Origin of the sequence: Methylocystis echinoides, assembly GCF_040687965.1 — a bacterium.
Lineage (GTDB): Bacteria > Pseudomonadota > Alphaproteobacteria > Rhizobiales > Beijerinckiaceae > Methylocystis > Methylocystis echinoides_A.
Genome location: NZ_CP156084.1, coordinates 2,630,382 through 2,647,830 on the forward strand (window position 1 = coordinate 2,630,382; position 17,449 = coordinate 2,647,830).

Annotated in this window: 17 protein-coding genes; 9 read left to right on the plus strand and 8 right to left on the minus strand. The window is 66.4% G+C overall.

Annotation, left to right across the window (positions count from 1 at the left end):
• Nucleotides 1-93 precede the first annotated feature (93 nt).
• Nucleotides 94-804, plus strand: a complete 711-nt coding sequence (gene lexA, locus RVU70_RS12825) for a transcriptional repressor LexA (RefSeq protein ID WP_363346851.1) — start codon at nucleotides 94-96, stop codon at nucleotides 802-804.
• Between the two features lie 118 nt (nucleotides 805-922).
• Here lexA and RVU70_RS12830 read toward each other — a convergent pair whose 3' ends face one another.
• Nucleotides 923-3,178, minus strand: coding sequence for a ComEC/Rec2 family competence protein (locus tag RVU70_RS12830; protein ID WP_363346853.1), 2,256 nt, complete (start codon nucleotides 3,176-3,178; stop codon nucleotides 923-925).
• Nucleotides 3,179-3,235: 57 nt separating this feature from the next.
• Complete coding sequence (locus tag RVU70_RS12835) at nucleotides 3,236-3,424, minus strand: hypothetical protein (protein ID WP_363346855.1); 189 nt, start codon at nucleotides 3,422-3,424, stop codon at nucleotides 3,236-3,238.
• Nucleotides 3,425-3,567: 143 nt separating this feature from the next.
• Between RVU70_RS12835 and RVU70_RS12840 the strand changes: the two genes are divergently transcribed.
• Nucleotides 3,568-4,629, plus strand: coding sequence for a DUF2336 domain-containing protein (locus RVU70_RS12840; RefSeq protein ID WP_363346857.1), 1,062 nt, complete (start codon nucleotides 3,568-3,570; stop codon nucleotides 4,627-4,629).
• A 3-nt stretch (nucleotides 4,630-4,632) separates the two neighbouring features.
• On the opposite strand, the gene RVU70_RS12845 is transcribed toward RVU70_RS12840, so the two are convergent.
• From RVU70_RS12845 to RVU70_RS12855, 3 genes are read right to left on the minus strand one after another with little or no spacing between them, the layout of a single operon-like run.
• Entirely contained in the window at nucleotides 4,633-4,974 is a 342-nt protein-coding gene (locus RVU70_RS12845; protein WP_363346859.1) for a DUF1491 family protein, read from the minus strand.
• Nucleotides 4,975-5,019: 45 nt separating this feature from the next.
• Nucleotides 5,020-5,790 (minus strand): peptidoglycan-binding domain-containing protein, encoded by a 771-nt coding sequence (locus RVU70_RS12850; RefSeq protein ID WP_363346861.1) that lies wholly within the window; start codon nucleotides 5,788-5,790, stop codon nucleotides 5,020-5,022.
• On the minus strand, nucleotides 5,783-7,621 hold the full coding sequence (locus tag RVU70_RS12855; protein WP_363346863.1) for a HAMP domain-containing sensor histidine kinase: 1,839 nt from the start codon (nucleotides 7,619-7,621) through the stop codon (nucleotides 5,783-5,785). Before RVU70_RS12855 ends, RVU70_RS12850 begins: the two co-directional genes overlap by 8 nt.
• Before the next feature lie 229 nt (nucleotides 7,622-7,850).
• Between RVU70_RS12855 and RVU70_RS12860 the strand changes: the two genes are divergently transcribed.
• Together RVU70_RS12860 and RVU70_RS12865 are read left to right on the plus strand one after the other, a co-directional pair.
• The gene (locus tag RVU70_RS12860; protein WP_363346865.1) at nucleotides 7,851-8,126 is read left to right on the plus strand and encodes a hypothetical protein; all 276 of its coding nucleotides are present in this window, start codon (nucleotides 7,851-7,853) and stop codon (nucleotides 8,124-8,126) included.
• A 184-nt stretch (nucleotides 8,127-8,310) separates the two neighbouring features.
• Nucleotides 8,311-8,904: a hypothetical protein gene (locus tag RVU70_RS12865; protein WP_363346867.1), complete on the plus strand. Its 594-nt coding sequence runs from the start codon at nucleotides 8,311-8,313 to the stop codon at nucleotides 8,902-8,904.
• 63 nt (nucleotides 8,905-8,967) lie between these two features.
• On the opposite strand, the gene RVU70_RS12870 is transcribed toward RVU70_RS12865, so the two are convergent.
• Entirely contained in the window at nucleotides 8,968-10,077 is a 1,110-nt protein-coding gene (locus RVU70_RS12870; protein WP_363346869.1) for a HupE/UreJ family protein, read from the minus strand.
• 155 nt (nucleotides 10,078-10,232) lie between these two features.
• Between RVU70_RS12870 and nikR the strand changes: the two genes are divergently transcribed.
• The 5 genes from nikR to RVU70_RS12895 all read left to right on the plus strand — a co-directional run bounded on the left by nikR (nucleotide 10,233) and on the right by RVU70_RS12895 (nucleotide 15,370).
• A complete protein-coding gene (nikR, locus tag RVU70_RS12875) occupies nucleotides 10,233-10,694 on the plus strand; it encodes a nickel-responsive transcriptional regulator NikR (RefSeq protein WP_363346871.1) in 462 nt (153 codons plus the stop codon).
• Nucleotides 10,695-10,843: 149 nt separating this feature from the next.
• Nucleotides 10,844-12,751: a DNA primase gene (gene dnaG / locus RVU70_RS12880; protein ID WP_363346872.1), complete on the plus strand. Its 1,908-nt coding sequence runs from the start codon at nucleotides 10,844-10,846 to the stop codon at nucleotides 12,749-12,751.
• A gap of 199 nt (nucleotides 12,752-12,950) precedes the next feature.
• Entirely contained in the window at nucleotides 12,951-14,963 is a 2,013-nt protein-coding gene (rpoD, locus tag RVU70_RS12885; RefSeq protein ID WP_363346874.1) for an RNA polymerase sigma factor RpoD, read from the plus strand.
• Between the two features lie 39 nt (nucleotides 14,964-15,002).
• The gene (locus RVU70_RS12890) at nucleotides 15,003-15,146 is read left to right on the plus strand and encodes a hypothetical protein (protein WP_363346876.1); all 144 of its coding nucleotides are present in this window, start codon (nucleotides 15,003-15,005) and stop codon (nucleotides 15,144-15,146) included.
• Between the two features lie 44 nt (nucleotides 15,147-15,190).
• The gene (locus tag RVU70_RS12895) at nucleotides 15,191-15,370 is read left to right on the plus strand and encodes a hypothetical protein (RefSeq protein ID WP_363346878.1); all 180 of its coding nucleotides are present in this window, start codon (nucleotides 15,191-15,193) and stop codon (nucleotides 15,368-15,370) included.
• 32 nt (nucleotides 15,371-15,402) lie between these two features.
• Here RVU70_RS12895 and RVU70_RS12900 read toward each other — a convergent pair whose 3' ends face one another.
• Complete coding sequence (locus tag RVU70_RS12900) at nucleotides 15,403-16,695, minus strand: MFS transporter (RefSeq protein WP_363346880.1); 1,293 nt, start codon at nucleotides 16,693-16,695, stop codon at nucleotides 15,403-15,405.
• A gap of 1 nt (nucleotide 16,696) precedes the next feature.
• Nucleotides 16,697-17,449, minus strand: a complete 753-nt coding sequence (locus RVU70_RS12905; RefSeq protein ID WP_363346882.1) for a DUF1345 domain-containing protein — start codon at nucleotides 17,447-17,449, stop codon at nucleotides 16,697-16,699.

Genomic DNA, 17,449 nt, shown 5'->3' on the forward strand with positions numbered 1-17,449 from the left:
AACGTCTAAGGTGTTCATGATTTGTTTGTAGCGCGGGGCCGGGACCTTGATCGGTCGACGCGCGGGCGGTTCTTCCGCGGACAGGGGCGTTTCATGCTGACGAGAAAGCAGAGTGATCTGCTCCGTTTCATTCACGAGCGGTTGAAAGAAACGGGCGTCCCGCCGTCTTTTGACGAGATGAAGGACGCGCTCGACCTCCGGTCCAAATCCGGCATCCATCGGCTCATTCTGGCGCTCGAGGAGCGCGGCTTCATTCGCCGCCTGCCCAACCGCGCCCGCGCGCTCGAGGTGCTGCGCCTGCCGGAGTCCGCGACGCCGCGGAGCGGGGGCGGCGCCCGCGGAGGCAAATTCGCCCCATCGGTGATTCAAGGCAATCTCGGCCGCGTGCGCCCCCTTGCCGAGCGTGAGGAGGAGGGGAATCAGCCGGTCGCCATCCCAGTCATGGGCCGCATTGCCGCGGGCACGCCGATTTCAGCGATCCAGAGCCGCAGCCATACGATCAGCCTTCCGCCTGACATGCTGTCCAATGGGGAACATTTCGCGCTCGAAGTGCGCGGCGACTCGATGATCGAGGCCGGCATTCTCGACGGCGACACGGTCATCATCAAGAAGCAGGACCACGCCGACACCGGCGACATTGTCGTGGCGCTGATCGAGGATGAAGAAGCGACGCTGAAGCGCCTGCGCAAACGCGGCGCCTCCATCGCGCTGGAGGCGGCCAACCCCGCCTATGAGACCCGGATCTTTGGACCCGACAAGGTGCGAATCCAGGGGAAGCTCGTGAGCCTGCTGCGAAAATATTGACCGGAGCGGCATCGCGTGCGCGGGAGCTTGCCATGGGCCGAGGCTTTCCCGGCTCGCACATAACTACGCATCGCAAGCGGCGAGGAGATCGAAAACCGCGCCATAGCCGCGAGTCGCTTCACTCCATCGATTCCGCTAGCTCCGCCTCGTCGCTCTCCTCATCCTCGGGCGCGGCGGCGAGTTTGACCGTTTGCTGCGGGCGAGGAGACCACGGGCGATCCTCGTCGACGCCGCGCGCCGTCGTCCACAGGGCGCCGCCTTCCTTCGGGAAGCGCAACGAGACCGCGCCTGTATCAGCGAGCCTGATCCGGTCGATAATGAGCGGCGCGGCGCAACCTTCCGGCGCCCGCAGCGGCGTGACGACGATCGCCGCCCGAGCGCAATCTTCGAGGAAAGCCGCGCGCGCGGAAACGAGCGCCACGAAGCGCCCGTCCACGAGACGGCCGACGCAGCCGTAATCGTCGCAGGCGATCCCGCCTCTCGCCTCAACGGCCGCGCGGCCGTCGGCGTCGGCGCGCAGCCATTGTTCAGCGGCGAAGGCGCCGGGTTTCTTGCCGAGCAGCGCCAGTTCGCCCGAAGGCAGGCGGATCGCTGCGGCGTCTCCCGTCGCCGCCACCGCCAGATCGAAGCCTGCGCCGCTCTTTGCGCCGATGAGCCCGATGAGGGCCAAGGGAATGGCGCTCGCACGCAGCGCCCATGTCCGCCACAGCACGGCGGAGAGGACGGCGAGGGCGAGAAAGACGATCGCCCAGGGCGCAAAAGCCTTCACCTGCAGGCTGGCCCCCGGCGCGCTGGCGATGAGCCCGGCGAGCCAGGTGACGAGATGAATGCCCATCTCGAGCCAGCGCCAAATGAGGCCGTCGAGGCCAAAAGGGTACAGCGTCGCGCCGAGCAGCGCGCAGGGCACGGCGAAGAATTCGATAATGGCCAGAGTCAGCGGATTGCCGATCAGCACATAGGGGCTGAGTTCGTGGAAATCATAGGCCATGAAGGAGGCGGTGGCGGACGTCGCGCAGAGCGTTGCGACGAGCGGCGCGCCGGGCCCGTGCAGCAGACGATCGAGGAGGGCCTCCCGCCATTCCGAAAAGCGGCCCGGGGTGGAGATAATCCGACGCTTCGCATGGCTTCGCGCCAGTGCCGCGCCGCGCCATTCATAGACGGCGATGAGCGCCGCGACCGCGGCGAAGGAAAGCTGGAAGCTCGCGCCCAGGATCGCCTCAGGCTCGAAGGCGACGACAAAGAAGACGGCGAGCGCGAGATTGCGCATCGAAAGCGACGGACGATCGACGAGAACGGCCGCGAGCATGATCAGCGTCATGACGAGCGCGCGCTCCGTGCCGACGCGCGAGCCCGTGCCGATGTCGTAGAGAACGGCTCCGACCATGGCGAGCGCCGCCGCCCACTTCTTAATGGGGTAATTGAGCGCGAGCGTCTGCGACGCGGCGAGCAGGCGACGAAAGCCGACGAAGAAGATGCCGGCGACGAGCGTCATCTGCATGCCTGAAATTGTGACGATATGAAAAATTCCGGCTCGACGGATCAGGTCCTTGGCGTGCTCGGACAGGAAATCGCGTTTGCCGGTCACCATCGCCGCCGCAATGGCGCCGGCGTCGTCGCCGATGATCTTATAAATGCGCAGCGCGAGGTCGTTGCGGACACGGTCCACCGCGGCGAAGAAGCGCAGCGACGCTGGCGCGGGGTCGGGAGGCGGCAAGGTCTCGACGCGGCCGAGCGCGCTGCCGACTCCCCCTAACCGCGCGAAATAGGCGTCGCGGGCGAAATCATACCCGCCGGGCAGCGCCGCGCGGGCGGGCGGCATCAGGCGCGCCTTGAGGCCCACGAAGTCGCCGGCGGCGAAGCGCGGCGTTCCGCGCGTGGTGAGGCGCACGCGCGCCGGGACGACGTCGCCCGGCAGGCCTTCGGCGCTGGCGACGCGCAGAACGAAGCGCGCCCCGGTCGGGCGCAGGTCCAGCTCCTCGACGAAGCCCGTCAGTTCCCCCACGCCGATTCGCGGCACGACGGGCGCGGCGACGCGCGCCGTGCGCCATGCGCCGGAACCGAACCCCGCGGCGACGCAGGCAAGGGCAAGGAAGAGCGCATGGGCGCGCGCATGGCGGCGGCGCGTGACGACGGCGAGAAGAGCGAAGACGGCGAGCGCGCCGAAGCAGAGAGCGAGCGAAGGCTCGCGATTAGCGCTGAAATAGAAGACGACGCCCGCGATGCCCGCGACGGCGCGCCACAGAAACGGCCGTCTGAGCTCCGTCTCTTCGGCATAGGCGTCCCGCAGCGCCGCGGCGAGCCGGTCGAGCCACGGCGCAAGTGACAGCGCTCGCCCGCCAAGCTCCCGATGTTCAGCCGCCCGCGCCTCGCTCATCCCCGCCCCCGCAAGGGCGACTGTAATGCCGATGGCGGGCGCGCGCCAACGCCAAGATTACGCTCTCGCGCGGCTCTTGCGCTTTCTGCCGCCCCGCGGCCCCTGGTCCGGCGCGTGGGTCGGCAGGTCCTCGGCGCGCATGTAGCGCACGCCGAGGAAAAACAGGATTTGCGCGTCGCCAATCGGCGGCTCGCTTGGGCGGCGCGGGCTCCTTTCGCGCATCTGGAAGGCGACGACCTCCCCCATATCGACCTCTTTGCGGCGGCTCTGGCCCAAAATGAATCAGGCGTTAACAGGATTAGGGGTCGGCGAGGGTTAATGTTCCGTCAACGACCGCGGGCTAGTCTCGATGCTCAAGTCGCGTATGCGTTCGAGCGAGCAGCCCATCCATGCAGCCAGATAAGTCAGAGCGGCGGATCGACCATGCCGCGCTCTTGCGCGCCATCGTGGATCAGTTCGTAGAGCGGCAGATGCATCCGGTCGGGGACGTCAAGCAATTCGAACAGCTTGCGCTCGGTCTCATCGACATTGTCGACGCCGACTCGGCGGCCCCCATCGTCAGGCCGCTCTGCATTCATCCCGAGACGCCGGCGTCAATTTTCGATTGTCTGCTCGCCAAGGGCGGGGCTTGCGCGGAGCTTGCCCTGCAGTTTGCGCCCGACCTTTCCCACGCTGATTTACGCGCCGTCGCACAAGGAGGCCCTCCGGCGCTCGCCTGCGCGGTCGCGCGGCGCGGCGGTCTCGAACGCGATATCGTGGAGGCGCTCGTCCAGCGCGGGGAGGCGGAGACGTTGCGCGCCCTTGCCGCAAACTGGCGCTTGCGTTTCGAGCCGGCGGCGCGGCGCGCGCTGGCGCAGGCGGCCCGCGACGACTTGTCCCTCGCGCGCATCTTGCTCGACCGCGACGATTTCAGCGCCGACAGCGAGGGGCTCTTTCTCGCGGCGACGCGCCACGAGCGCACCGAGATTATCTTGAACGCTTGCCGGCGCGCGCTTTGCGCCGGGATGGCGGAGCGCGCCGCCGCCGATCCGGCCGTGACGACAAAGCTCGAAAGGGCTGCGCTCGACGATGACTCGGGGGCCATGGCCGCGGCCCTCGCCGAAGCGCTCGACTGCCGCAAGACGCGCGCCCTTGCCATTCTGGGCGACGTCCAGGGGGAAGCCCTCGCCCTGGCGCTGACCGCGCTCGGCGTCGATGCCGACGCGGCCTCGCGCATCTTTCTGGCGCTCCCCGAGCAGGGGCGCCGGGCGCCGACCCTCGCCGCGCTCGTGCGCGCGATCCCGCAGCGCGCCGCCAGAGAGATCGTCGCGGCGATGACGGGGAACGCGAAGGGCGAGCGCGAGACGATGCGACGCGCCGGCAAGCGCGACGACCTCCCTTCGCCGCCCGCCCGGCGGCGCGTCACGCCACAGGGCGGCTCCGCGCCGCTGCGCAAAGCCGACCGCGCCTGAGCGTCAGGCGGCCAGATCGACGAAGACGCGGCCGTCTCGGTCTTCGATCTCGATAATCCAAAGGTCCGGGTCGAACATCATTTCGCGCTTGAGACGCGCCTCGGCCTCTGCGGGATCGACCCAGTCGTTGGCGTGAACCTTGGAGAAGAGACGATCAACGCCCTCCGGCAGGGCCTCGGTCTGCGGCGCGGGGCCGTAGACCGCGGCCCGGCCGTCGAGCCGGTCGAGCTTGATGAACAGCGCGCCGGCTTCGGCCGAGCCGCGTCGACGCAACATGGCCACGGCGCCTTGCGCTTCGGCGCGGCGAATAAGGGCGGCGGCGAAAATATCCGATCTAAGACGCATCGCCCCTAACCTAGTGCGAAATGCGCCGCGGGTCTAAGCCTGTCGTCACTGGCGCCCCGCGGCCATCCGTTGCGCGATGGCTTTGCCCACCTTTGGGGTGAGCTCGCCTGTGACCGGCAGGCCATTGTCGCGCTCGAATTTCTCGATCGCCTTGCGCAAGCCCGGGCTGGCCACTCCGTCCGGCTTGACCACATAGCCGAGCCTCTGCAGCGCGCGCTGCGCCGAGAGCACGTTACGGTCAGGAACCGGGGGCGCGGGCGACGCCGCGTCGGCGGGCGCCGCGACGGGCTTCTTGGGTTCGCCGCCGAGCAGCGCGCCGATCTGGTCGCGGCTCACGACCTCGCGCTTTTTCTCGGGCTTGGACGCCGGCGCGGCGTCGCTCTTGAGAAGCGCCGCCAGGGGGTCGGTTCTGGCCGGCTCCATCTTGACGGCGACTTTCGGGACGGGCCGCGACGCGGCGGCGTCGCCCTTGACGCTCTCGGCGTCGCGCGCCGGGGCGTCAATCTTGGCCGGGCGCGCGGGCGGCGTCGGCGTTTGCGCCGTCTGGAGCTTTTCGGGCGTGACGACGCGCGTCGAGAACAGCGGCGCCGGATGGCGTCCGTCCTGGAAGAACAGCGCATTCATCGGCACGCCAATCAAGGCGAGCCCGCCAATCGCGACGAGCGTCATGACGCCGAGCCGGCGCCGCTCGAACATCCCGCCGCGCCCGCCCTTTTTCTTCGGCGCGGGAGAGGCGGCGCCGCGGCGCTTCGGCGTCGCGGCGCGTTCGTCTGGAAAATCGTCGAACCTGGGGTCGCTGAGCGAAACGTCACGCAATTTTCTTCACCGTCTCTTCGTCGTGGCGAATATCCGCGCCAAAAGCGGCGCCATGTCGCGGAATAGTTTCGATCCGGGCGGCGACGTTTCCGACCCCGCCGCGGGCGCGACAGTCGAGCGGCAAACGCACCGTCACCGTTGTGCCCTTTCTCGGCGCGCTTTCGACGACGATGCCGCCCCCATGCAATCCGACGAGGCCGCGAACGACCGAGAGGCCCAGGCCTGTGCCCTCATAGGCGCGGCTGTGGGTGGCGTTGGCCTGGAAGAACGGATCGCCGAGGCGCGAGAGGTCGGCTGCGGCGATGCCGATGCCCGTGTCGGCGACGGTCAGCGCCAGAAGATTGCCCTCGGGCGCGACTCGCACGCCGACGCGGCCGCCTGCCGGCGTGAATTTCACCGCGTTGGAGAGAAGGTTGAGCATGATTTGCTTGCAGGCGCGCTTGTCGGCGACAAGCTCCTCCATCTCCCCGCGGTAATCACGCATGAGCTGCACGCCGCCCTCATCGGCTTTCAACTGGACCATGTCGCAGCACTGGTCGATGAGCTCAGGCAGCGAAAAGTTTTCCGGGTAAAGCTGCATGGCGCCGGCCTCGATCTTCGACATGTCGAGAATGGTGTTGACGATCTGCAGCAGATGATTGCCGGAGTTGGCGACGATCGCCGCATATTCGCGTTGCTTGACGGGGTCCGCGGGCGCGAGCGCCGGATTGGCCAGCATTTCCGAGAAGCCAATGATGGCGTTCAGCGGCGTGCGCAGTTCGTGGCTGATGTTGGCGAGGAAGCGCTCCTTCATCGCCGTGGCGCGCTCGCTTTCGGCGCGCGCCGCAGCGATCGCTTCGTCGGCGTTTTTTTGGGCCGTCACGTCACGCAGCACGCAGACGACCGGAGCGGGATTTTCGGGGGCCGCGTCAGCCGTCTCGAACCCTCGCCGGCCGCGGCGCATGCGCGCTTCGAAGTCCCTGAAGACCGGTTCGGCGTAAGCGCCCGAAGCCGAGGCCGCCAGACCGACCTGAACGCGCAGAATGGCGGTGAGCGGCGCCGAGCGCTCGGCGGCGTCGGACACGAGTTTGAGAAAGGTTGGGCGATCGCCGATGTGAACGCGCTGGAACAAGCCTCGCCCGATGAGGTCGCCCCGGTTGAGCCCATAGGTCATGTGGGTCTCGCCGATCAGCGCCGCGACCGCGCCGCTGCGGTCGAGATGGAGCACGATGTCGCCGAGGGCGTCGGTCAGCAGGCGCAGGTCGCGCGCGCTCGACATATCCGCCCCGCGGGGTCTGCTTTCGGCGCGAACCGCGCAGAAGGCGAGGAAGGCGACGTAAAGAAACGCCGCCGTCGCAAGAAGAGCGGCGGAATGTCCAACGGCTGCTCCAGCCGCGAGTGCGACGGCGCCGACGGCCGCCGCCGCCGCCAGGGCGACCAGAGCCAAGTCGGGCGCAACCGCCGCTTCGACAAGCGCGACGGCAAGCGCGGCGCAGACGGCCAGATCATTCGCGGGCAAGGCGTAGAGCGCCGCGGCGAGGGCGAGCCAGCCGACGACGGAGACGCGTCGCGCAAGGGACAGCCGGCCCGTGCGCGCCAAGATCGCAACGGAGACCAGCGGCGTCTGCGCAAGGAAGAAGATCAGCGCCTCTTGCGACGACGGCGCCCCGTAAAGGAAAAGCCAGGCCGGCGCGAGGAGCAGCGCGGCGCCCGCAAAAACAAGGCGCGGCGCCATGAAGAAGCGATGGCGCGCGCGGTCGAGGCGGCCTTCAGACGCGGTCTCGTGCACAAGCTGGTCGAGAAAACGCGATGGACGATCCAGCGATATTAATTTGGACACAAAACTACGCAATGGCGCGCTCCTGCTCGAAGGGAGCGTCGCTCAGCAGTCTTAATGAGTGCTGAGCAGGCCAGAGCGCGCCGACGCGCGCAGCTTTACCGGAGGCGCAATGGTTTTATTTTGGTTGTTCGCCTCCGCCGCGTGAGACGGGGGGAGCGTTTACTTCTGTTCAATCCCTGCGCGCGACAAACGGGCGTGCGGCCCGCGGGGCCGGGCGCTCGGTCCTGCGGGAGACTCGCCCGTGTTTTTTCTTCTGAAATGCTTCGCCTGCATTGCGCTCGTGCTGTTTGCGCTGGGCTGGCGCGGCGTCGACGCCCCGTCGAACGTCGCGGACCCGCGGGTCCGCGTCGTGTCGACCAGGTCGTCCCAGCGTCCCGAACTCGAGGCCCGCGCTCGGGAAATGGCGCAAGCAGCCGCCGATGCGCTCGCCGCCGCCGCCCGCGACAAATGCCTCGCCGCGCCACGCGACTGCGCCGCTCTGCTGCAACATTATCAGGGCGGGGAGCGCAGGCGTTAACCTTTTGAGCCGAGCCGAGGGGCTGACGAAAGCCTGGGCGTTCCGAAAAAAGACGATTTGGCGATAGTCAAAAAATTAACCATATTCGTCGATGTCGTTAACGCGCGTTCGCTTCAGCCGAACCACGATCCCCGCCTTTCCGCCGCAACCTCTCGCGTTGCGCAACCGAATCAAGGAGACGGTCATGTCCGACGAATCATTGGCGCAGCCCGAAGAGACCGTCACCCGCGCGGAACTGGAGACCCTTCGGGAGCAGCTCAAATCGATCCGGGCGGACCGCGACCGCCAGAATTTCGAGAGAGCGGAGATCGTGGCCAAGGCCAATGTTTTCGCCAAGGAGCGCGACGAGCTGAAAGAGCGGCTCGCCGCGGCCGTCGGCGAACGCGACCGGCTGGCCCAGGAGAAGGCCTCCGCCTCGGCGCTGTTGCAAAATCTCACCCGCCGGGCCGACGAGGCGGACCGCCGCGCCGGCGAGGCGGAAGCAGAAGTCGCGCGGCTGCGCGCGGCGATCGACAATGCGCCGGCGGCGGATCCGCTGGCGCTGCTCGGCGCCGTGGCGACCGAGAAAAGCAAGGCCGGCGTCGCCTGGCTACGGTCCAAGATCCCGGCCGACAGCCCTGCGCTGCCTTATTTCGACAAGACGGTCGAGACGGTGACGCGGGCGGGCTGCATGGCCGTCAAATTGACCAAGGAGTTCATCGCCTGGGCGACCCCGCGGGTCATCGCGCTCTCGAAACAGGGCGCGGCGAAGGTCGAGGAGCTTTTGGCGAAAAAGTAAGCGCCGGGCTTGCGTCGATGTTAGAGCGCGGCTGGCGCACAGCCGCGCTCCTTTTTTGCCCGATCAGGCGCCCGGGATGACGCCGATGCGCTGCAGGAACCAGAAGGCGCCGGCGAGGCCGATCAAAATCGACAGCGCGTAGACGAGTTTGTCGTGGCGTTTTCCGTCCGTGTGGCGATCGATGTAGAGCAGCACCGGCAACACCGCGACCACGATAGCGATCTGGCCGGCCTCAACGCCGATGTTGAACGCCGCCAGCGCCGGCACGACGGCCCCCTGCGGCACGCCCATTTCAGTCAGCGCCGACGCGAAGCCGAAGCCGTGAATGAAGCCGAACAGGAAGGTGTTGCGCCAGCGCTTGTCGACGTTTTTCGACCAGAAGTTTTCGGCCGCGACGTAGATGATCGACAGGGCGATCAGCGCCTCGGTCAGCGTCGAAGGCAGCGTGACGATATTGAGCGCCGCCAGCGACAGGGTGATCGAATGCGAGATGGTGAAGGCGGTGACGATCTTCACCACGGGCCACACGCGATGCGCCCAGAGGATCAGCGCGAAGAGGAAGCACAGGTGATCGTAGCCGGTGACGATGTGTTCGACGCCGGCTTCGAAGAACTTTTTCATCAGTTGCGCCGTCGTCTCCATCGGCTGCGCGAGGTCGAGCGGCGGGTCCTGCGGATAACGCATGGTCTCGCCGGCGTTGGGCGTCCCGGTCAACGTGATGAGATGCTTGCCCTTCGAGCCCTGCGCGGCGAGGAGCTTGGTCGGGTCATAGAAGACCTTGCCGCTTGTCCCGGAGCAGTCGAAACGCACGACGATGAGCGCGCTGTCCTGATTGGTCGGGTCTTCGCCGGCCTTGTCGACCTTCGCCACGCAGGCGCGGCCTGTCTCGTCGCGCATGGCGACGCGCTTGCCGACGAACTTGCCAATTTCCTCCTCCAACGCGCCGGGCGGCGAGAGGTCGACGCCCGCGCGCTCGTCCATCGTCTCCTGGAACATGCGCTCGAGGTCGGTGGCGAGGAAGCCGACCTCGACGACATAGACCCGCTCGCCCTGCGGGGCGATCTTGGCGGTCGAAATATCGGGCGTATGCGCCAGCGCGGGCGCCGCCAAGCCGAGGCTCGCCCCCATGCACAATATTACAAAGGCGGCGAGCCTCCTCCAGAACCCCGTCATCTTCAGCGTTTCCTTTTGTTTTGGTTGGCGCGCACCATGCCAAAGGCGCGGGGCGGGGACAAGATCAGCCTCGCGCGGAGGCTGCATTGCCCGAGGCGGCGCGGGCGGGTAAAAAGCAGGGGTCGGCGGTCTAGGCAAGCCGGGCGGGGGCGGCGATGCAGCGCGTGACGGTGACGATAGACGACGAGCTCATGAGCGCGCTCGACCGCTATATGGAGGCGGGCGGCCATCAGAACCGCTCAGAGGCCGTGCGCGATCTGGTGCGGGCGGGGCTGCTCAAGGAGCCCAAGGTCGACGACGGCGCGCGGCCCTGCGTCGCGGCGCTCGTCTATGTCTACGACCACGAGACGCGCCAGCTCTCGAAGAAGCTCGTTCACGACCACCACAGCCACGCCGACATGTCGATCGCAACGCTGCATGTGCATCTCGACGTCTCGAGCTGTCTGGAAGTGTCGCTCCTCAAGGGGCAGAAATCCGAGGTCGAGCATTTCGCCAGCCATCTCATCGGCGAGCGCGGCGTGCGCTATGGGCAATTGGTCGTGGTCCCGGCCGAGGCGCAAGAGGGAGACGAGACGCCCGGCCAGCTCGCGGCGGGACATCCGCACGCGCATGGGTGAGGCTCCCCGTTTTCTTGCTGGGGCTCGCCCTGTCTTGCGTTGGCGCCCCGCGTTGCGCTGACCCACTCAAGGGCGCGCCGAGGCCGTTGCCGGGGGGACCCGAGAGGAATGGCTAGTCGTTCGGCCGCTTGTCGGTTATCGAAAAGCTCATGCGCTTCTCTCCCTCCTTTCTCGACGAGATCCGGGCGCGCGTGCCCGTGTCCGAGGTCGTGCGCCAGAAGGTGAAGCTCAAGAAGCAGGGCCGCGAGTGGCGCGGGCTATCGCCCTTCAACGCCGAGAAGACCCCTTCGTTTTATGTGAATGACCAGAAGGGCTTTTTTCACGATTTCTCTTCCGGCAAGCATGGCGACGGCTTCGCCTTCCTGATGGAGACGGAAGGGCTTTCCTTTCCCGAGGCGGTGGAGCGGCTCGCGGCGTTGGCGGGTCTGCCTATGCCGGTCGAGACCTCGGAGCAGCGCGAACAGGACGAGCGGCGCGCGACCTTGAGCGACGCGCTCGAGTGGGCTGCGGAATTCTTCCAAAAGCAGCTCGCGGGTCCGGCCGGACGCGAGGCGCGGGCCTATCTCGACCGCCGGCAGGTTTCCCTCGCCTCGCGCGAGAAATTCCGCCTGGGCTACGCGCCTCCGGATCGCCACGCCCTGCGCGATCATCTCGCCGGCAAGGGCGTGACCGTCGAGGTCATGGTCGAGGCCGGGCTGCTCATCCACGGTCCGGACATCGCGGTCCCCTACGACCGTTTCCGTCATCGGGTGATGTTTCCGATCGCGGACCGCGCTGGCAGGGTCATCGCCTTCGGCGGGCGCGCCCTGGAGGCGGACGCCCAGGCGAAGTATCTGAACTCACCCGAGACGCCGCTCTTCCACAAAGGCGCGACGCTTTATAATTTGCACAATGCCCGCAAGACCGCCCACGACGCCCGCGCGGTCATTGCGGTCGAGGGGTATCTGGACGTCATCGCCTTGACGGCGGCGGGCTTTCCGCATGTCGTCGCGCCGCTCGGCACGGCGCTGACGGCGGATCAGTGTCAGCTCCTGTGGCGCATGGCCGAGGAGCCGATCCTGTGTTTCGACGGCGACAAGGCGGGGCTCAAGGCCGCCTACCGGGCCGTCGACACGGCCCTGCCGCTCCTCGGCCCCGGCCGGACGCTGCGCTTCGTGCTGCTGCCGGGCGGGCAGGACCCCGACGAGCTTCTCCGCGCCGGCGGGCCGACGGCGTTGGCGCAGGCGCTGGAGCGACCGCTGCCTCTGGTCGATCTGGTCTGGATGCGCGAAATCGACGGAGCCGCCCTCGATACGCCGGAGCGCCGGGCGGGGCTGGAGCGGCGCCTGCGGGAGGTCGCCGCGCAGATCGGCGACGGGACACTGCGCCGCTATTACGACCAGGAGTTGAGCGACCGGCTGGCGCGTCTTCTGGGCGGCCCGGCCGCGACGCCCGGCTGGCGCCGCGACTTTTCGCCTCGCCGCCGCGGCGTCTCACGCCGCGGCGAGCCCGAAGCCGGGCCCGTGCGGATCAGTTCGGCGCTCGCCAATTCACCGCTCTTTCGCGGCGTCAAGGCGCCGATCGCGCCCCGAGACGCCCTGATATTGCTCATTCTGATCAATCATCCGGAGGTGCTCGCGTCTCAGGTGGAAGAGGTGGCCGGGCTCGACTTTGCCTCGCCCGAAGCGACGGCGCTGCGCGACGCGCTCCTGCGTTTCGCCGAGGCGGGCGGCGGCGAACGGGCCGATTTGTTGCACGCGCTGGAAGAGGCGGGGCTCGGCGTCGTCGCCACGCGCCTCTCGGAGATGGTCGCGCATGCGGCGCTGTGGAGCGTGCGCCCGGACGCGGCCGCCGCCGACGCGGCGGAGAGCCTGCGTCAGGCTTTGGTCTTGCATCGGCGTTTTTGGGCGCTAAATAAGGAGCTTCGCGCGGTGGAGGCCCGTTTGGCCGAAAATTCCAGCGAGCAGGATTTGGCGCGACTCAGGGATATTCAAACGCAGCTTACCGCCCTAGATGGCGCCGAAGCGGCGGTGGAGGGTTTTGGCGCCCCTTCAGGACGGTCGACGCGCGCGCTTTGACTTTCTGGCCCTAGAGCGCGATCTGAATGTGGTTAGCGGGGCGTTAAGACCCCGAGGACAATGTTGGTGCATCGGCAAGGCGCAGCGCGCCGCCGATGGGAGGGGTCGGAGGCGGCGGCTCCGGGAAATGTCGACGAGATTCGAGGCCCCGCGCGTCGCAATCCCGCAAGGGCTTGCCGCCGGGGATGTGGAGCTGTGAATGGCGAAGAAAGACGAAGACAAGATCGAAAATGAGGCCGCCGCAGCGGTAGACGCCGCCGACGGGCCGCTTCTCGATCTCAACGACGCCGCCGTCAAGCGGATGATCAAGCTCGCCAAAAAGCGCGGCTTCGTCACCTATGCCGAGTTGAACGCCGTTTTGCCTTCCGAAGAGGTCTCCTCCGACCAGATCGAGGACGTCTACGCCATGCTGTCGGAGATGGGCATCACCGTCTCCGAGGGCGACGATCCGGAGGACGTCGAGGAGGAACAGGCGGCCGAGGAGGAGGAAGCCGAAGGCGGCGACCTCGTCGAGAACACGCGCGCGACCGCCGTCGCGACGCGCGCGTCCGAGCCCGCCGACCGCACCGACGATCCCGTCCGCATGTATCTGCGCGAGATGGGCTCGGTCGAGCTGCTCTCCCGCGAGGGCGAAATCGCGATCGCCAAGCGCATCGAAGCCGGCCGCGAGGCCATGATCGCGGGCCTGTGCGAGAGCCCGCTGACCTTCCAGGCCATCATCATCTGGCGCGAGGAGCTCGAGGCCGGCAAGGTCCTGCTGCGCGACATTATCGATCTCGAGGCGACTTACGCCGGGCCGGAGGGTAAGGCTTCCGCCAAGGCCGGGACAGAGGAGGAGGGCGACGAAATGGCGCCCGCCACCGCCCCGAGCACGCCGCCGGCGGGACTCGCCGAGGGCGCGGCGCCCGAGGAATCCTTCGAGGAAGAGGAGGACATGGAGAATTCCGTGTCGCTCTCGGCCATGGAGGCGGAGCTGAAGCCCCGCGTTCTGGAGACCTTCGCGCGCATCGCCGACGCCTATAAGAAGCTGCGCCGCCTCCAGGACCAGAATGTCGAGAACAAGCTCAAGAATGAGACCTTAACGCCCGCGCAGGAGCGTAAATACAAGCAGCTCAAGAAAGAGATCGTCACGGACGTGAAGTCCCTGTCGCTCAACCAGAACCGCATCGAGGCGCTGGTGGAGCAGCTCTACGACATCAACAAGCGCCTCATCGGCTATGAAACGAAGCTTCTGCGCCTCGCAGACGGCCATGGCGTCGCGCGCGACGACTTCATCGACAAGTTCCACGGGTCGGAGCTCGATCCGAAGTGGGTGATGCGCGTCGCCAAGCTCGGCTCGAAAGGCTGGAAGGAATTCGTCGCCGAGGAGAAGGACCGCATCAAGGATCTGCGCGCCGAAATCCATGCGCTGGCGACCGAAACGGGGCTCGAAATTTCCGAGTTCCGCAAGATCGTGCACATGGTGCAGAAGGGCGAGCGCGAGGCGCGTCAGGCCAAGAAGGAAATGGTCGAGGCCAATCTGCGCCTCGTGATTTCCATCGCCAAGAAATACACCAACCGCGGCCTGCAATTCCTCGACCTCATTCAGGAAGGCAATATCGGCCTGATGAAGGCGGTCGATAAGTTCGAATATCGCCGCGGCTACAAGTTCTCGACCTATGCGACCTGGTGGATCCGACAGGCGATCACGCGCTCGATCGCGGATCAGGCCCGCACGATCCGCATTCCCGTGCATATGATCGAGACAATCAACAAGATCGTGCGCACCTCGCGGCAGATGCTGCATGAAATCGGCCGCGAGCCAACGCCGGAAGAGCTCGCCGAAAAGCTCGCCATGCCGCTCGAGAAAGTGCGTAAGGTGTTGAAGATCGCCAAGGAGCCGATCTCGCTCGAAACGCCAATTGGCGATGAAGAGGATTCGCATCTCGGCGACTTCATCGAGGACAAGAACGCCGTGCTGCCGATCGAGGCGGCGATCCAGTCCAATCTGCGCGAGACCACGACGCGCGTGCTCGCTTCGCTCACGCCGCGCGAAGAGCGCGTGCTGCGCATGCGTTTCGGCATCGGCATGAACACCGACCATACGCTCGAAGAGGTGGGTCAGCAGTTTTCCGTCACGCGCGAACGCATCCGCCAGATCGAGGCGAAGGCGCTCAGGAAACTGAAGCATCCGAGCCGGAGTCGGAAACTCAGAAGCTTTTTGGATAACTGATGACGCGCCATCGCGCGGGATTTGTTTAGGTTCTGCGCGATGAATTCTCATCTACGCCCCGACGATCTCCCCCTCGTCACACAGGCGGCCGACGGATTGCCTCGTCGCTGTTTCAGCGTCGCGGAAATCGAAGAGATGGTCCGCGCCGGCATTATCGACGAGGACGAACGGATTCCAGCCTGAGTTATGACAAAGGGCGAAAGATTGGAGTCTATGCCGCTTATGGGGTGCGGGAAGTCTGGGTGATCGACGCGAAGCGCGCGACAATCTGGGTTCATCGTCATCTCGGCGCTCAAGGCTATGCGGAAGTTTTCGAACAGGGTGGCGACGAGCGCGTTTCGCCCATGCTCGCGCCCGAACTGGCGCTCAGCCTGTCTGAGATTGGGGTGAGACCGCTCGCAGGCTAGAGGACGCCGGCTTTGCTTTCTAAGAGCCGCCGTCAGCTTTTCATCTGCGCGCTGTTTCGCGTTTCCGGCATGGTCGCATAAACGACAAGCGAAACGAAGATCGCGGCGCTCGCATACCAATAGAACCAGTTCTCATGGCCCTGCGCCTTCAGCCACAGCGCGACGTATTCCGCGGAGCCGCCGAAGAGGGAGACGGTCGCCGCATAGGGCAAGGCGACTCCGGTCACGCGAATAGCGGCGGGAAAGAGTTCGGCTTTCACCACCGCGTTGATCGAAGTGTAAAGTCCGACGATCAACCAGGCGAGACAGACGAGCGCGAAGGCCGTCCAGGCGTTGCGCGTCTCTCCGATCGCCATCAACAGCGGCGTCGTGAAGAGCGCCCCCAGAACGCCGAAGGCGATGAGCATGGGCCGACGCCCGACGCGATCGGAGAGCGCGCCGTAAAGCGGTTGCAACAGAAGCGCGAAGAGAAGCGAGCCCGCCGAAATCCAGGTTGTCTCGGCGGCGGAGAGACCGGCGGAGAGCTTCAGGAATTTCTGCATGTAGGTGGTGTAGACGTAAAAGGCGATGGTGCCGCCGAGCGTGAGTCCGACCACCGTCGCCGTCTCGCGCTTATGCGCCACGAGCGCGGCGAGCGAGCCCTTCTCGGCCTCCCGCTTGACCGCTTCAAAAGCGGAAGTCTCGGCAAGATCGCGGCGCATCAGCAAGATGACAATAGCGAGCAACGCCCCGATCGCGAAAGGAATGCGCCAGCCCCAGTCGCGCAGCGCTCTGTCGTCGAGTAGGAGATTTTGCAGCAGGAGCAGCACGAGCAGCGCGAGCAATTGCCCGGCGATCATCGTCACATATTGGAAGCTCGAATAGAAGCCGCGTCGCGACGGCGTCGCCGTTTCGGCGAGATAGACGGCGCTCGACCCATATTCGCCGCCGAGACTCGCGCCTTGCAGAAGTCGCGCGAAGAGCAGCAGGGCCGGCGCGCCGGCGCCGATCGCAGCGTAAGTGGGCGCCAAGGCGATGATGAGCGAGCCGGCGCACATCAGGAAGACGGAGAGCATCAGCGCCGCGCGTCGCCCGCGGCCATCGCCGATGCGGCCGAAAATATAAGCGCCCAGTGGACGCATGAAGAAGCCGAGCGCAAAGACTCCGGAGGCCGAAAGCATTTGCGCGACGGGATCGTCGCCTGGAAAAAAAGCGTCGGCAAAATAAAGCGAGAAGGCCGAATAGACGTAGAAGTCGTACCATTCGACCAGATTGCCGGCGGAGCCGACGAGAATGGCGCCGATCCGCGCCTTCTCGTCGAGCAAGGGTTTTTCCGGCGAGAGCATGTCAGACGAACTGGCTCGAGATATTCACCATCAGCGCAAGGATGGTCGTATTGAAAAAGAAGGCCACGACCCCGTGCACCAAGGCGACGGCGCGCATCGAGCGCGAGCAGATCTCGACGTCGGCCGTCTGGCAGGCGACGCCTATGACGTAAGAGAAATAGAGGAAATCAATATATTGCGGCGTCTGCGTGCTGGGGAAACGCAGGCCCCCGCGGGTCGTCGCCGCACGCGGCGCGGCGGCCGCGTCGCTGTAAAATTCATGGGCGTAATGGAAGGCGAAGATCAGATGCATGAACGCCCAGGAACTGAAGACCGTGACGATCGCCAGCCCGATGTGCGCAATTTTTTCATCCTCGAAGATATTTTTCGACTGACCGAGCTCGGCGAGGATGGCGCCGATCGCCACGAAGGTCGCCGTGCCGGTGAGGAGGAGCACCGCGGTGCGGCCCTCGTCCGACAGAATGGCGCGGCGGCGGATCGACGCATGCGTCGAGCGCATGATGATGCGCGCCGCCGCAAAGAGATACATCACCACCGCGGCGTTCCAGCCGATCAGCCCGCGCGTGACGGCGCTGAGCTCCATGGGAATCCATTCGAAGGCGAGCGCCGTCCGGTCGATTGTCGCCGGCAGCGCCCAGCCGATGACGACGCCGGCGACGCCACAGACCGCCAGTCGGTAATGCGCGCGAAGGACGCGCAAGGGCGCAAGCAGCTGCGATCTGCGCTTGTCGTCCTTTGCCTGCGTCCCCGACAT